The following is a 14,897-nucleotide window of genomic DNA, read 5'->3' on the forward strand; positions in this document are numbered from 1 at the left end:
CCGGAGGGAAGCCGGCCGGAAGAGACGGTGACAGGGCTCGGTCAGCCAGGACGGGCGGCCCTGGCTGCTTAAGCCATCAGTCGAGCAAATGCCCCATGCGGGTACGTTTGGTCGCCAGGTATTTTTCGTTCTCGGCATTGGACGGCACGATGTGGCGCATCTGCTCGACCACCTTGATGCCGGCCTTCTCCAGCGCGGCGGCCTTGAGCGGATTGTTGCTCATCAACCGCACGGAGGTGACGCCCCACTGGTGCAGCAGGTCGGCGGCAAAGGCGTAGTTGCGTGCGTCGATCGCCTGCCCGAGGGCCAGGTTGGCGTCGACCGTGTCCAGCCCGCCGTCCTGCAGCCGATAGGCGCGGATCTTCTCGGCCAGGCCGATGCCGCGGCCCTCATGGCCGCGCAGGTACAGCAGGATGCCGCGGCCTTCTGCGGCAATCTTCTCCATGGCAAGCTCGAGCTGCGGACCGCAGTCGCAGCGGCAGGAGCCGAAGACGTCTCCGGTCAGGCATTCGGAATGCAGGCGGATCAGGACGTTCTCGCCCGACACGTCTCCCACGCTAAGCGCGAGATGCTCGATGCCTGAATGGGCGCCCTTGAATGCGTGCGCCGTGAAGTCGCCAAACCGGGTCGGCAGGCGCGCCGAATCGATCAGCTCAATTTCTGTGTCGTTCATACCGGAATTCGTGGTCAATCGTGCCGGGGCTGCCCGGCACCGGCGACATTATGAGCGGAATTGCGGGTTCGCGCTCGGATTCCCCACAGCGCGGGAGTCACCGGGGGCGTCGGCCAATTCCTACAGCAGCACGCGCACCCCACTTATGCAGCCGCTTCAAAGGGGTCTATAGACTCAAGTTAAAGGATACGGCTCGGGGGAAGCCAGGGGGCCGGTGCGCATGGCGCATCACCTGGCAACTGCTGCGAGCCCTTGCAGGAGTTCACCATGAGCGCCAATCCCTTGAGCGCGGAAGCAGCCAGTACCAAGATCGCGGCCTTGTTCGACACCAAATCCGCCGCCAGCAGCGCCGCCGAGCGTGTCTGCTACGAGGCCCACCTCAAACGCGGGCAGGTGCGGCTGGTGCACCCGTACGAGGCACACGTCGGCCGCAAGCTGGAGCCCGAAAACGATAGCATTATCGTGCGCACCGCGATCCGCTCGCACCTGATGATGGGAGCGCTGGGCACGGTGATCGGGCTTGCCATCGTCGGGATCCTGCACCGCCAAGGCATCGAGGCCGTCATCCAGAATCCCGGCTCCGCCGCCGGCGCGGCCATCTTCCTGGGCCTGGTGTTCGGCATGCTTCTGGCCGGGCTGGTCACGGCACGGCCGGATCATCAACTGGTGATCACACCGGTGCGCGAAGCCGTGCAGCACGGCCGCTGGGCCCTGCTGGTCCACCCGACCACGCCACAGCAATGCAACGAGGCACTGCGGGCGTTGCGAAACGCTTCCGCCGAGGTGCTGAGGACGGCCTAGCGACAGCCGTGCGCCGGCGGCTCAGGGCTCGACCGACGGCTCGCGCTTGAGCGTGCGCAGCACGAAGGTCGAGCGGCTGTGGCGCAGGCCGGGCAGCTTGTACAGCTTGTGACGCAGGAATTCCTCATAGCCTTGCGTGCCTGCCACGGCGACCTTGATCAGGTAGTCATAGTCGCCGGTCAGCAGGTAGGCCTCCATCACTTCCGGAAGTTCGGCCAGCGCCTTGCCGAAGCGGTACAGCATATCGTCGTCGTGACGTTCCAGCGTGACCTCGATCAGCACGGTATCCGGCAACCCCAGCGCCTTCTGGTTCAGCAGCGCGGCGTACCCTTCGATCACCCCGCTTTCCTCCAGCGCCCGCACGCGGTTCCAGCATGGTGTGGCGGACAGGCCGACCTGCTCGGCCAGGCGGGCATTGGACAGGCGACCGTCGCGCCGCAGTTCGCGCAGGATGCGGCGGTCCGTTTCGTCGAGTTTGGGCGGCGGGGCCATGGCGGCGATCTCGAAAAGAAGAAATATCCACGTATTCTGTCATACATGGATGTTTATTCTCGATTTATCACAGCGCAGCAGAAATTTAAGAAGCCAATTTTGCGGACCGGCTGGTAAATTTACTTCATCGACATACCTGCCGGAAACGCTACATGCCCGCCACTACCCTCCCTACCCTGCGCCTTTCGCTGCGACTCGACACCGCCGACCTGTTTGGCGCCATGGAATGGGTGCTTGCCAATGCCCGCCGCACCGGGCTGGCGCCCGCGCAGTTCAGCTTCGACGCCAACCACCAGCCCGTGCTGCACGCCACGCTGACCGCTGGCGATGCCAACCTGTTGTGGCTGTTCCTGCGCCGGCTGGACAACGGCTTTGATGTGGAATTGCTGTTCGCGGACGTGGATGATCCGGACGGCGATGCCCCGGCAGATCCGGCCCCGCTTGCCGTCACGCGCCGCGCCGCCAGCGAGGCGGCGCTCGCCCTGCCCGCCTGAACTCGCCTTATGCCGCCTGCGGCAGCAGCTCGATACCGTCGAGCTGCGCCGCGCAGGTATCGCGCACGATCGAGACGAAGTCCGCCACATACGGCCGCCCGGCCATCGCCACCGGCACAGTGGCATAGAGCTCGCTCCACAGGCCCCGGACCCCGATGCGCTTGGCCAACACATAGTCGTGGTCGACGTAGTTCTTCACGCCCCAGTTCGGCAGCGCCGCCACGCCGCGGCGGCTGGCCACAAGCTGCAGCACGGCCACGGTAAGTTCGGCGGTGCGCCGCTCGAGCCGGATGCCGGCGGGCTCCAGCACTTCGCGGATCAGGTCAATGCGCTGCTCCGGCACCGGATAGGTGATCAGCGTTTCGCCGGCCAGGTCGGCGGCTTCGAGGCGGCGCTTGTTGCGCAGCCGGTGCTCATTGGCGATGACCGCCAGGATCTCGAAGCGGAACAGCGGCGCCACCTCCAGCCCCCGCCGCACCGCCGGCTGCGAGCCGATCACCATGTCGGCGCGGCCCTCGCCGAGCAACGCGATCGGGTCGGCGTGGAAGCCGGCCACCAGGTCCACCTCCACCTCGGGCCAGCGGCGGCGGAACTCGTCCATCACCGGCATCAGCCAGTCAAAGCAGGTATGGCATTCCAGCACCACGCGCAGCTCGCCACGGGTATCGCCCTTGAGCCGTTCGATATCGCGGTCGGCCGCGCTGACCGACGCCAGCACCTCGCGCGCCAGCGCCAGCAGACGCTCGCCCGCGGGCGTGAAGCGCAGCCCCTGCCGGGTGCGGTCGAACAGCGGCAGGCCGTAATGCGCCTCGATCGCCTTGATCTGGTGGGAGAGCGCCGACTGGCTGACATGCACGCGCTCGGCGGCGGTGGCGAGCTTGCCGGACTCGGCGATGGCCACCAGCGATCGGAAATGTCGGACTTCGATCATGCGCCGTCCTCGTCGCCCGGCGGACGCACCCTCGTATGAAATCTATTCATATGTTGTTTAAAACTTGTCGCTTGATTCATTTTACGGGCAATTCGACACTGTGCGCCAGACATCTTCCGGAGCAAGAACAAATGGCACGCACCCATATCCTCGGCTTTCCCCGCATCGGCGAGCGCCGCGAACTGAAATTCGCACAGGAGGCCTTCTGGCGCGGCGACAGCACCGAAGCCGCGCTGCGCGACACGGCCGCGCAACTGCGCCGCCGCCACTGGCAACTGCAGGCCGAGCGCGGCCTGGACACCGTCGCCACCGGCGACTTTGCCTACTACGACCAGATGCTGAGCCTGACCGCGCTGCTGGGCGCGCTGCCGCGCCGCTTCGGCTTCGACGCGGCGCAGCTCACGCTGACGCAGTACTTCGAACTGGCGCGCGGCAACCGCGAACAGCCGGCGATGGAGATGACCAAGTGGTTCGACACCAACTACCACTACCTGGTCCCGGAACTGGACGCCGACACGACGTTCGACGGCGGCCCGGCGTGGTTCTTCGAGGAAACCGATGAAGCGCTGGCGCAAGGCCTGCGCGCCCGCCCGACGCTGATCGGGCCGGTGACCTACCTGTGGCTGTCCAAGAGCCATGTGGCCGGCTTTGACCGCCTGACGCTGCTGCCGAAGCTGGTGCAGGCCTATCGCCGCATCCTCGGCCAGCTCAAGGCACGCGGCATCGAGTGGGTGCAGATCGACGAGCCGGCGCTGTGCCTGGACCTGGAACCGGCCTGGATCGACGCATTCGACACGGCCTATGTAGGCCTGCGCGATGCGGGCCCCAAGCTGCTGCTGGCCACGTATTTCGACAGCGCCGCCGACCACGCACAACGCGCCGCCGCCCTGCCCGTCGACGGTTTCCATATCGACCTGGTGCGCGCACCGGCGCAACTGGCCGCATGGCAGGCCGCGCTGCCCGCGCATGCCGTGCTGTCGGCCGGCGTGATCGACGGCCGCAATATCTGGCGCACTGACCTGCGCCGCGTGCTGGACACGCTGCGCCCGCTGCAAGCCGCGCTGGGCGAGCGCCTGTGGCTGGCACCGTCGTGCTCGCTGCTGCATGTGCCGGTATCGCTTGCACATGAAGCGCGCCTCGATGCCGAGCTCAAGTCATGGCTGGCCTTTGCCACGGAAAAGCTCGACGAACTGTCGGTGCTGGCACGCGCGCTGAACCAGGGTGACGCAGCGGTCGCCGAGGCGCTGACCGCTTCCGACGCCGCACAGGCCTCGCGCCGCCAGTCGCGCCGCGTGGTCAACCCGCGCGTGCAGCAGCGCCTGGCAGACGTGACCGCCGACATGGCCCGACGCGCCAGCCCCTTTGCGGAGCGCATCGAACGCCAGCGCCAGGCGCTGCAACTCCCGCTGCTGCCGACGACCACCATCGGCTCGTTCCCGCAGACCGCCGCCATCCGCCAGACTCGCGCGGCCTACAAGCGCGGCGAGATCGGCGCCCTGGAATACCTGGAGCGGATCCGCGCCGAGATCTCGCTGGCCGTGCGCAAGCAGGAAGAACTCGGGCTGGACGTGCTGGTGCATGGCGAGGCCGAGCGCAACGACATGGTCGAGTACTTCGGCGAGCAGCTGTGCGGCTACGGCTTTACCGAGAACGGCTGGGTGCAGAGCTACGGCTCGCGCTGCGTCAAGCCGCCGGTGATCTATGGCGACGTGTACCGTCCCGAGCCGATGACGGTCGAGACCGCGCGCTATGCCCAGTCGCTGACCGAGCGGCCGATGAAGGGCATGCTGACCGGCCCCGTCACCATGCTGCAATGGTCCTTCGTGCGCGACGACCAGCCACGCGCCACCACCGCGCGCCAGCTGGCACTGGCGATCCGCGACGAGGTGTGCGACCTGGAACAGGCCGGCATCCGCGTGATCCAGATCGACGAACCGGCGCTGCGCGAAGGCCTGCCGCTGCGCCGCGCCGACTGGGACGCCTACCTGGACTGGGCCGTCACCGCCTTCCGCCTCTCGGCCAGCGGCGTGCAGGACCAGACCCAGATCCACACCCATATGTGCTATGCGGAGTTCAACGACATCCTGCCGTCGATTGCCGCGATGGACGCGGACGTGATCACCATCGAGACCTCGCGCTCGGCGATGGAACTGCTGGAAGGCTTCGGCGACTTCGACTACCCGAACGAGATCGGGCCGGGCGTCTACGACATCCATTCGCCGCGCGTGCCGTCGGTGCAGGCGATGGAGCGGCTGCTCACCCGCGCCTGCGAGGTGGTACCGCCGCAGCGCCTGTGGGTCAACCCGGACTGCGGCCTGAAGACGCGCGGCTGGGATGAAACCGAAGCGGCCCTGGCCAATATGGTGAGCGCGGCCCGCGCACTGCGCGAGCAGTGGTCGGCGCCGGCGACCGCATGGAAGCGGGTCAGCAAGACGACCGCTCCCACAGCCGTGGCGCAACACGCCAGCGGCGCCTGCGTGGGCTGCGCCACGCACGCGCACTGACCCGGTGCAGCGCCGGTGCGGCATGCGCCGCATGCAGCGCTGTGTCGCAGCGTAGCGCTGCCATTGTCTACGTATCCTTGCCGGCTCTCTGCCTTACACTCAGAGCACCGGCGCCCCGCCTTGGGAGAGGCGAGCATCCAGCAAGGGGCGCCGATGTGCCGGCATAGGGATATCGATGAAACGAGCCTGCCACTGGGGCCGCGCAGCCGTGCTGCCGGCCGCTGCATTCACCGGCGTCGCGCTGGCGCAGGCCGCGCCTGACACCGCAGAGCCACCCACCCTCCCCACCGTTACCGCCACCGCCCCGGCGCCCGGATCGCTGACCGCGCCCGGCATCGCCGCGCAGCGCTCGGCCTTGTTCGAATCGGCGGGCTCCGTGGGCTTTGTCGATGCTGCCAGCTACGCCAACACTTACGCCAGCAACCTGCGCGACGTGCTCAAGGACTCGCCAGGTGTCTATGTCGAGGAACGCTATGGGCAGGAATTGCGCCTGTCCGTGCGCGGCTCCGGCGTGGCACGCGGCTTCCATACGCGCGGCCTGGAAATCCTGCAGGACGGCGTGCCGACCAATTTTGCCGACGGCAGCGGCGACTTCTACCAGATCGATCCCCTCGGGCTGTCAGCGGCCGAGGTCTACAAGGGCGGCAACGGCCTGGCCTACGGCAGCACCACGCTGGGCGGCGCCATCAACTTCACCACGCCGACCGCCTTCACCGCCGACTCGCCCAACCTGCTGCGGCTCGACGGTGGCAGCTTCGGCACCGTGCGCGCCAGCGGGCAGGTGTCGCGCCAGATCGGCCAGTTCGACTTCCTGGCCAACCTGAGTGTCAATCATTCCGAGGGCTGGCGCGACCACTCTCGCGGCCAGTACGAGCAGCTCAATGCCAACTTCGGCTACCGCCTCACGCCCCAGCTGGAGACGCGCTTCTACCTCGGCGCCTACGTGGTCGACCAGCTGCTGCCGGGAGCGCTGTCGCTGCAGGATGCGCTGAACGACCCGACCAAGGCATCGGCCAGCGCGCTCGCCGGCGACCAGGCGCGCAATACACGCACCGTGCGCCTGGCCAACGTCACCACGATGAAGCTCGCCAGCGGCCAGCTCGATATCGCCAGCTGGGCCATCCACAAGGACCTGTACCACCCGATCTTCCAGGTGATCGACCAGGACAGCTGGACCTATGGCATCGCGCCGCGCTATACCGGCACGCAGACGGTCGCGGGCCTGCGCAACCAGCTGATCGCCGGGGCGCGCTTTTTCGGCGGCAACAATGACGCGCGCCAGTATGTCAACGTGTCCGGTGCGCGCGGCGCGCAGACGCTGAACTCGCGCCAGGACGCCTACAACTACGAGGCCTACCTGGAAGACCGCCTATGGATCACGCCCACGGTCGCGCTGATGGCCGGGGCCAAGGCATACTACAGCCAGCGCCGCTACCAGGACTACGGCGGGCTCGCCGTCAACCCGACGCCGAAGTCGGACGATACCCACTACAGCGGCGTCAATCCGAAGTTCGGCGTGCTGTGGGAACCGGCGCAGGATATCCAGGCCTTTGCCGACATCACCCGCAGCGCCGACGTGCCTGACTTCACCGACCTGAACCAGACCATCGGCACCACCACCCGCTTCGTGCCGCTGGCGGCGCAGCACGGCTGGACGCTGGAGCTGGGCACGCGCGGGCGCACCGAACGGCTGGGCTGGGACGTGACGCTGTACCGCTCCCTGGTGCGCGACCAGCTGCTGCAGTTCACCGTCGATCCCAACGTGCCGGCCGCCACCTTCAATGCCAACCGCACCACGCTGCAAGGCGTCGAGCTGGGCATCACGGCCGACCTGCTGCAGAACCTGGCCGGCCCGGGCGACAGGCTGACGCTGTCGCAGCTATGGAACTACAGCGATTTCCGCTTCGACAACGATCCGCAGTACGGCAACAACCGCATCGCCGGCGTGCCGGAGCACGTGCTGCGCACCACCATCGCCTACAGCCGCGCCTCCGGGCTGCGCGTGGCAGGCACCATCGACTGGGTGCCGACCGGCGCCTACGTCGACTACGCCAATACCCTGAGGGTACCGGCCTACGTGCTGTTCGGCGTGCAGGCCAGCTATGCCTTCGCGCGCGGCGTCACGCTGTTCCTCGATGTGCGCAACCTCGCCAACAAGCGCTACGTCAGCGACTTCAGCACCGTGGCGGATGCGCGCACCGCCAATACCGCGGTGTTTTATCCGGGCACGGGACGCGCTTTCTACGCGGGCGTGCGCTACAACTTCTGAGCGCTGCGCCGGCTGCCATGAAAGCAAAAAGGCCGCATGTCCTCGCAGGCATGCGGCCCTTCTTGCCGGTGGCGCCGCGACGGGCGTCAGTTCACGCGCATCACGGCCGGCGGCATCCAGTTGCCGTCGAGCAGCGCCTGCTCCGGCCAGTACGCGCGCAGCATCATGTTGAGGCCGTCGGGCGGTGCCGGCAGCCAGTTAGATACCTTGGATGCGCTCGGGCGCTCGTGCTGGATGTAGATATCGAGCGAGCCGTCGCGGTTGTAGCGCAGGCGGTCGCGGCTGCCGATGGCGAAGCGGTTGATCGGGTTGGGAATGAAGGCCTGGCCGTCGTTGTACAGCGTCAGCGACCAGAACGCACGCGCCGGTGGCAGTTGCCCCTTGTCGAAATGCAGCACGTAGCGCGCCCCGCCCTGCAGCGGCTTGCCGTTGGCATCGGTGCGGGCAGAGGCGTAGATCGCATCCTCGGGCAGGTTGGCGCCCAGCCCCACCCACGCGATCACCGCGCGGCGGCCGTAGTTGGTGCCGTACGAGCCCAGGTCGCGATGCATGACCCAGCCGTTGCCGGCATCGGCATTGCCCTTGCGCGCGCCCTGGACGATCACAGCCAGCGCCGCAGTGGCGCCTTCCTGCACCGCGCGCGCGGTGGACGGCTCCATCACCGTGGTCTTGAACGGCACGCCGGGGATGATGCCCATGCGGTGGATCTTGTCGACCATGGCGCTGTCGGCCGGTGCCGGCGGGTTGGCCGGAAGCAGCGAGGCAAAGCGCGTGAAGAACGCCTGCGCGTCCATCGCCGCCACCTGTTCGACCGGCGAGCTTTGCGTGTCGACCGTGGTCGCGCGCGGCGCGGTCTTGTCCGGCACGCGCCGACCGCCGCCCCAGGCCGACAGCGGCGTCAGCCGGTACTGGTCCTGCAGCCGGTGCACCGCCGGGAAGTCCTGCTTGCCATTGGCCTGCGTGCGGCCGATCAGCCAGACCATCGACGTGGGCGAGCGGATCTCCTGCATGCCCTTGGGCAGCGTGCCGCGCCAGTCAGGCCCGGTAATGGCGAAATTGCCGCGGCGGGTACCCGTGGTGCGCTTGCCCGGCGACGCGAACACATTGGTCCACGCATCCATCAGCGGCATCAGGTAATAGCGGCCATTGGTGTCGGGCACGGACAGGATCACCGGCTCCTTCGACAGGTCGAGCCATGCCGACGAGTACAGCGTGTCGGCATTGGGGCTGACCACGTCGGTGAAGCTCGCGTCCGGGAAGGTGCGCTTGTGGCTGAAGGTGTTGACCGGCGTGCGCGCGGTCATCAGCTCGCGCGTCACGTCCATCAGCACCATCGGATAGGCGTAGGTGAAGACCTCGGCGGACAAGGCCTTCATGGCCTGGTCGGACGGCGGCTGCTCGGCGGCGACGGTCGGGCTGGCGACATTGTCAGGCGCGGAAGCGCAGCCGGACAGCATGATGGCGAGCGCGACCGCGCTCGCCATTTGACGAAAGGAAGGCTTCATGACCCCGTTTCCCTATGTTCTTGCGGCTTGTCCGGGCGGTGCGGCTATGACTGCCGACATGTCGCTCCGGAGGCGCATCTAGTTCCGTCCGCATCTTGTCCCGCAGGCTGGCGTCTGTCAATTCCTCCGAGGTCGGGCAGCGCGGGCAAGCGCACCGAGCGCTATATGGGCGCGGCGGGGCGTGGTATCGATACAAAGGACGCAACGAAAACGCGCATGATAAAGCACATCCGACATCCGATAAAAGTCGGCGGCCGCTACCTCGCCTGCGGCATGGCGTCGGGTACGCGCGACGCCGGTCAGATAAACCGGACGCCGCCGAGATAGGCCTTGCGCCAGCGCACGATACGAACCTCGGCAAACAGGCCGGCCTCGGCGAACGGATCGGCATCGATGAACTGCTGTGCCGCCTCGCGGGTCTCGACATCGACGATATAGATGCCGCCGCCGGCGTCCGAGCCATCGTCGTTGAGCTTGGCGCCGCAGGCCAGAAGCAGCGCCTTGTTGGCTTCAAGGTATTCCAGGTGGCTGGCGCGGGTGGCCTGGCGCACATGCTGGTGGGCGGGCTTGTCGACGGTTTCGATCAGGTACGGCATGTGTTATCCCCTCTCTCAATAGCGCATCTGCACATCATCGACCTTCCCGGTGCGCGCGTTGTACAAACACGCATAGTGGAATCCGATCGACGACGAACTGTCATCCGGCTCGAACACGCCCTCGCCGTTGACCGAGGTCTGCGAATTGGGCCGATGGTAGTACTGCTCGCGGTCGGCCATCAGCATGACGCTGCCGGGCTGCGGGTAGCGGCGCTTGAGCGCTTCGGCCACCGCGGGCTCGCAGGCGGCCGAAGCGGCCCGGTTGTCGGCCTGCGGCGCGACCGTGATGCGGGTGGCCGGGGGCGGCACCGGGCGCGGCGCCATTTGCGGCGGCGTTTCGCAGGCGGCCAGCAGGCACGCCAGCGGCAGGCACAGGGTCAATGCTCGGATCACGCGGGACCTCCTGCGGGGGCTGCGCCAAGGCAATTCGCGGCCCCAAAAAGTGAAGCGGAGCTATCAGATTACTGCGTCTGGCGGGAAAAGCCAAAGCCGGTGCTCGCCGCCTCCCACCCCGAACGCCCGGAAATCCCCGGGGATGGCGAATCTTTCAACGCGGCTACACTATGGGCTCCCGGCGCGCCGCAAAGCACACCCAAGATGCCGACACAATGACAACCACAGAGACAAACGACAACCGCCCTGCCACCCCCACTCCGCTGCTGCGCAATGCCGCCAGCCTGCTCGTCGTGCGCGACGCGCCGGGCGGCATGGAAGTGCTGATCGTACGCCGCGTCGAGCGTGCCAACGACCGCAGCAGCGGCGCCTACGTATTCCCCGGCGGCACGCTCGACGTGCAGGACAAGGGGCTGCACGCGCATGCCCATGGCCTGGACGACGCGAGCGCCAGCGAGCGGCTGGGCCTGCCCGCCGGCGGCCTGGACTTCTACGTGGCCGCCGTGCGCGAATGTTTTGAGGAAGCCGGCCTGCTGTTCGCCTATGGCAGCGACGGCCGGCTGCAGTCGCCGCATGAACTCGGCGCGGCCGCGCAGGCGCTGCTGCGCGAGGCGGTGCAGCGCGGCGGCCCCGGCCTCGTGCATGCATGCGAGCAACTGGGGCTGCGGCTCGCGGCTGACCGGCTCGCCTATCACAGCTACTGGCTGACGCCGCCCGGCTTGCCCAAGCGCTTCGATACCCGCTTCTTCGTCGCCATCGCGCCGGAAGGGCAGGAAGTCGTGCCCGATGGCAGCGAGATCGTGGAGCACCGCTGGGTCCGGCCTGCCGAGGCCGCCGACCCGGCCAGCGGCCTGCCGCTGATGCACGTCACGCGCCGCACGCTGAGCGCGATCGCGCAGTTCGACAGCGCCGAAGCCTGCTTTGCCTACTTCTCGCAGCTGCGCGGCATCGCCTGCATCATGCCGCGGCTGGCCACCGGTGCGGCCGGCGTCCGACCGGTGATGCCCAACGAGCCGTGCTATGCCGAGATCGGCCGCATCGATCCGGACGGCAAGGTGCACGGCCGCTACGAGCTGGCGCCCGGCGTGCCGGTGCGGCTCTCCGGGCGCGTCTGGCGCGTGACCGCCAACAACGGCAGCGTGATGACCGGGCCCGGCACCAACACCTACCTGGTCGGCGGCGGCGCAAGCAACGAGTGGGCAGTGATCGATCCCGGCCCCGACGATCGCGAGCACGTGCGCGCCATCCTGGAAGCCGCGCCCGGCCCGATCCGCTGGATCCTGGCCACGCACACGCACCTGGACCATTCGCCCGCCGCCGCCGCGCTTCAGGCCGCCACCGGCGCCACCGTGCTGGGCCGCGCCGCGCCCGCGGGCCAGTGGCAGGACGCGAACTTCACGCCGCAGCGCGAGCTTGCGCATGGCGAGCGCATTGCGATCGCCGACGACTGCATCTTGCGCGTGTGCCATACGCCGGGCCATGCGTCGAACCACCTGTGCTACCTGCTCGAGCAAGAGAAGACCCTCTTCACCGGCGACCACGTGATGCAGGGCTCGACCGTGGTCATCGGCCCGCCAGATGGCGATATGCGCGCCTACCTCGATTCCCTGGCCGCATTGCAGGATGAGGACCTGGAATGGCTGGCTCCGGGACACGGCTTCCTGATCGGGCGCCCGCAGGACGCCATCCGCATCCTGATCCGGCACCGGCTGCAGCGCGAAGCCAAGGTGGCCGGCGCGCTGCGCGAACTGGGGCCCGCATCGATCGGCGAGCTGGTCGTGCGCGTCTATGACGACGTGCCGCCACGCATGCACCCCGTTGCGCAGCGCTCGCTGCTGGCGCATCTGATCAAGCTGCGCGACGACGGCAAGGCATGCGAGGCTGACGGGGTCTGGTCGGAGGTGGCGGCATAGCGATGCCGGCGCACGGGCAAAGGCCGGCAAAAGTTTTTTCGCCAAACGCTTGCGCAAACTGAAAACCGCGCTACAATAGCGCCTCTCGTGTGCGGCTGTAGCTCAGTTGGATAGAGTACTTGGCTACGAACCAAGGGGTCGTGGGTTCGAATCCTGCCAGCCGCGCCACCTATGCAGAACGGGAAAGGGCTTCCGGAAACGGAAGCCCTTTTTCTTTGCCCGCTCACTTTGCAGCCTCGGTTCGCGCCTTCTCCTTCAGGCGCTCCGCCTGCACCGCTACCAGCGATACCGCGCCCCGACCGTCCCGCCCGGATTGCGCCCCGCCCTCACCTTGAACCACAGCTTCACGCCGGTCGAGGTATTGCCGTGCGCGCCGATATTGAACGAGAACAATCCGCGCAGCAGGTCGGTATCGATCTTGGTGCCGTTGATGTTGATGGTCTGCTTGCGGCTCTCCTGCCACCAGTCTGCTTCGACGAACGGATAGATGCCGGCGAGCCGCGTGGGCTGGGCGCCGTACAGACGCACGCCGACGCCGGTGGCGCTGGAATCGCCGGGCATGGCCTGCGGCGGCGTGCCGCCACTGACCGCGGGCATGCCGGGCTGGTAGGCCAGTTGCACGCGCGGCTGGATCGTCAGGCCGCCCGCGCGCGGCACGACCGCATCCATGGCCAGCGCCATGGTACGCACGCGGCTATCGGCAAACCCGCCAGCGGTGGTGGTGTCGTCGAGGTGCAGCAATATGCGGCGCGGGCGCTCTGACATCGCGACGGTTTCGCGATCGAAGGCGGCAAGACCCGGGGCATCGTCGTCCGGCCCGGGGCCGACGGCAAGCGGCAATGACGATGATGGGGAAGGCGGCGGTAGCGCCGCATACTCGACGGTGACGGGTTCGGCAAGCCGGGCCGGCGCGTCCGGCGAATTGGTGCCGGCCACCAGCAGGTCAGGCACATCGGCCGGTGCCTGTTGCACCGGCGGGGGAAGATCCCAGCCCCAGCCCGATACTCCCTGGCCGTGGCTCTCGGGCACCGCGTCATCCGCACGGGCCAGCGCACACATCAGCATGGCAAGGATGCAGCAGCACTGCAGGTGATGCAGGCCGTGTCCCGGGTGCGCGGCACATGGGTGCCAACCGGGGCAAGTCCCCGCCTCCCTCTCACTCGACGATGACAAGCGCATCATGGCAACCACCTTCGGGACGTTATATGCAGCCTGCCCGATGAGCTTGAGCATAGGTCAAATGCCCTGCGAGCGTTAGCGTCGAATGTGCGGACGCGCGCGCCGCGGCGGCAGGCGTCAGTGGAGTAAATCGCTGGGGGATCTATCCGAAAATCACGCCTTTTCTTCAATAATGGCGCTAATGACAAATCCTCCAAGCATTGCCCGGCTTGCAGGCGCCGGGAGGAGACCTTATGGCGCTGTGGCAACGAGCGCGCCAGCGTGGATTCCCCGGCGCCGGGAGCGCGCCGACGCCCGCGCGCGGCAGCAGCCTGAAACGCAAGCTGGCGATCGCCACCGCGATCGGCGGACTGTGCACCGCGATGCTACGACATCTCCGAATACCGCCTGGTGTTGGACGCCGCCAACGTGCTGTCTGCGGAACGCGGGCCAGCCAACAGCGTGCTGGGCGAGCCACCCTCTGACAATAGCGCCGCGCGCGAACGCCTGGTGCGCGCACGCGCGCAGATCGACGAGATTGCCGCGCGCCCGCCGCAGGAGCCCCAGATGGACGAGATCCGGCGCGCGATCGAAAAGATGTTCCTGCCGCTGCTGCGCGCCGGCGGCGGAAATGCGGCCGCTGTTCGATGCGCTGGATATCCTGCGCCGCAAGCTGCGCGAGCACGCCTCGCTGACCGCGCAGCTTGAGCAACAGGCCCCGTACCGACAGCCTGACCGGCCTGCTGAACCGGCGCGCACTCGAACTGGTGGCCACGCAGTACGCGGCGCACGAGCGCGCCAGCCTGGTGCTGATCGACGTCGACCGCTTCAAGCAGATCAACGACCGCCGCGGCCATGCCGCGGGCGACCAGGTACTGCGTGACATGGCCGCGCTGATGCGCGCGCTGGTGCCGCCGGAAAGCGTGCTGGCGCGCTTTGGCGGCGAAGAATTCGCACAACTGCGTGCGCGAGGCCAGAGCCTGGAAGGCGCGCCGGCGGCCTGACCCGCTGCGCCGCCGCCGGATCTCAGCGATGCGGCAAACAAGAAAACGCGGACGAAAAAAACCCGCATCGCTGCGGGTTTCTTCCAGATATCCGAGGCAACTGCCCCGGCATCGAATGGGCGGGTGTCTGGCCTGAAACGAAGAAAGGCTCGCTTGCGCGAGCC

Annotated in this window: 14 protein-coding genes and 1 tRNA gene; 8 read left to right on the plus strand and 7 right to left on the minus strand. The window is 67.7% G+C overall.

Going from position 1 to position 14,897, the window contains the following annotated elements:
- Positions 1-76 precede the first annotated feature (76 nt).
- Positions 77-673 (minus strand): GTP cyclohydrolase II, encoded by a 597-nt coding sequence (gene ribA, locus AC10V3_RS29670; RefSeq protein ID WP_022538943.1) that lies wholly within the window; start codon positions 671-673, stop codon positions 77-79.
- 267 nt (positions 674-940) lie between these two features.
- Between ribA and AC10V3_RS29675 the strand changes: the two genes are divergently transcribed.
- Positions 941-1,474, plus strand: a complete 534-nt coding sequence (locus tag AC10V3_RS29675) for a hypothetical protein (RefSeq protein WP_022538944.1) — start codon at positions 941-943, stop codon at positions 1,472-1,474.
- A gap of 21 nt (positions 1,475-1,495) precedes the next feature.
- Here AC10V3_RS29675 and AC10V3_RS29680 read toward each other — a convergent pair whose 3' ends face one another.
- Positions 1,496-1,966: an Lrp/AsnC family transcriptional regulator gene (locus AC10V3_RS29680; protein ID WP_022538945.1), complete on the minus strand. Its 471-nt coding sequence runs from the start codon at positions 1,964-1,966 to the stop codon at positions 1,496-1,498.
- Positions 1,967-2,118: 152 nt separating this feature from the next.
- Here AC10V3_RS29680 and AC10V3_RS29685 point away from each other — a divergent pair, with 152 nt between their 5' ends.
- On the plus strand, positions 2,119-2,460 hold the full coding sequence (locus AC10V3_RS29685; protein WP_022538946.1) for a hypothetical protein: 342 nt from the start codon (positions 2,119-2,121) through the stop codon (positions 2,458-2,460).
- A gap of 7 nt (positions 2,461-2,467) precedes the next feature.
- Here the strand turns inward: AC10V3_RS29685 and AC10V3_RS29690 are convergent, their stop codons facing one another.
- Positions 2,468-3,391 carry a LysR family transcriptional regulator gene (locus AC10V3_RS29690; RefSeq protein ID WP_454753277.1) on the minus strand — a complete coding sequence of 308 codons (924 nt, stop codon included), beginning with the start codon at positions 3,389-3,391 and terminating at the stop codon, positions 2,468-2,470.
- A gap of 131 nt (positions 3,392-3,522) precedes the next feature.
- Between AC10V3_RS29690 and metE the strand changes: the two genes are divergently transcribed.
- Complete coding sequence (metE, locus tag AC10V3_RS29695; protein WP_022538948.1) at positions 3,523-5,895, plus strand: 5-methyltetrahydropteroyltriglutamate--homocysteine S-methyltransferase; 2,373 nt, start codon at positions 3,523-3,525, stop codon at positions 5,893-5,895.
- Between the two features lie 175 nt (positions 5,896-6,070).
- Entirely contained in the window at positions 6,071-8,164 is a 2,094-nt protein-coding gene (locus AC10V3_RS29700) for a TonB-dependent receptor family protein (RefSeq protein WP_022538949.1), read from the plus strand.
- An 86-nt stretch (positions 8,165-8,250) separates the two neighbouring features.
- Here the strand turns inward: AC10V3_RS29700 and AC10V3_RS29705 are convergent, their stop codons facing one another.
- The 3 genes from AC10V3_RS29705 to AC10V3_RS29715 form a co-directional block, all read right to left on the minus strand.
- Positions 8,251-9,669: a DUF1254 domain-containing protein gene (locus tag AC10V3_RS29705; protein WP_490923851.1), complete on the minus strand. Its 1,419-nt coding sequence runs from the start codon at positions 9,667-9,669 to the stop codon at positions 8,251-8,253.
- A gap of 299 nt (positions 9,670-9,968) precedes the next feature.
- Positions 9,969-10,265, minus strand: coding sequence for a YciI family protein (locus tag AC10V3_RS29710; protein ID WP_022538951.1), 297 nt, complete (start codon positions 10,263-10,265; stop codon positions 9,969-9,971).
- Between the two features lie 15 nt (positions 10,266-10,280).
- A complete protein-coding gene (locus AC10V3_RS29715; protein ID WP_022538952.1) occupies positions 10,281-10,658 on the minus strand; it encodes a hypothetical protein in 378 nt (125 codons plus the stop codon).
- Between the two features lie 215 nt (positions 10,659-10,873).
- Here AC10V3_RS29715 and AC10V3_RS29720 point away from each other — a divergent pair, with 215 nt between their 5' ends.
- A complete protein-coding gene (locus AC10V3_RS29720; protein WP_022538953.1) occupies positions 10,874-12,571 on the plus strand; it encodes an MBL fold metallo-hydrolase in 1,698 nt (565 codons plus the stop codon).
- Positions 12,572-12,662: 91 nt separating this feature from the next.
- A tRNA-Arg gene (locus tag AC10V3_RS29725) sits at positions 12,663-12,739 on the plus strand.
- 108 nt (positions 12,740-12,847) lie between these two features.
- Here the strand turns inward: AC10V3_RS29725 and AC10V3_RS29730 are convergent.
- Complete coding sequence (locus AC10V3_RS29730) at positions 12,848-13,753, minus strand: hypothetical protein (RefSeq protein ID WP_022538954.1); 906 nt, start codon at positions 13,751-13,753, stop codon at positions 12,848-12,850.
- Positions 13,754-14,140: 387 nt separating this feature from the next.
- Here AC10V3_RS29730 and AC10V3_RS29735 point away from each other — a divergent pair, with 387 nt between their 5' ends.
- Positions 14,141-14,437, plus strand: coding sequence for a hypothetical protein (locus AC10V3_RS29735; RefSeq protein WP_022538955.1), 297 nt, complete (start codon positions 14,141-14,143; stop codon positions 14,435-14,437).
- Positions 14,434-14,733 (plus strand): GGDEF domain-containing protein, encoded by a 300-nt coding sequence (locus AC10V3_RS29740; RefSeq protein ID WP_022538956.1) that lies wholly within the window; start codon positions 14,434-14,436, stop codon positions 14,731-14,733. Before AC10V3_RS29735 ends, AC10V3_RS29740 begins: the two co-directional genes overlap by 4 nt.
- The last annotated feature ends 164 nt before the right edge of the window (positions 14,734-14,897 follow it).

The organism is Cupriavidus sp. PB-02 (assembly GCF_058252315.1).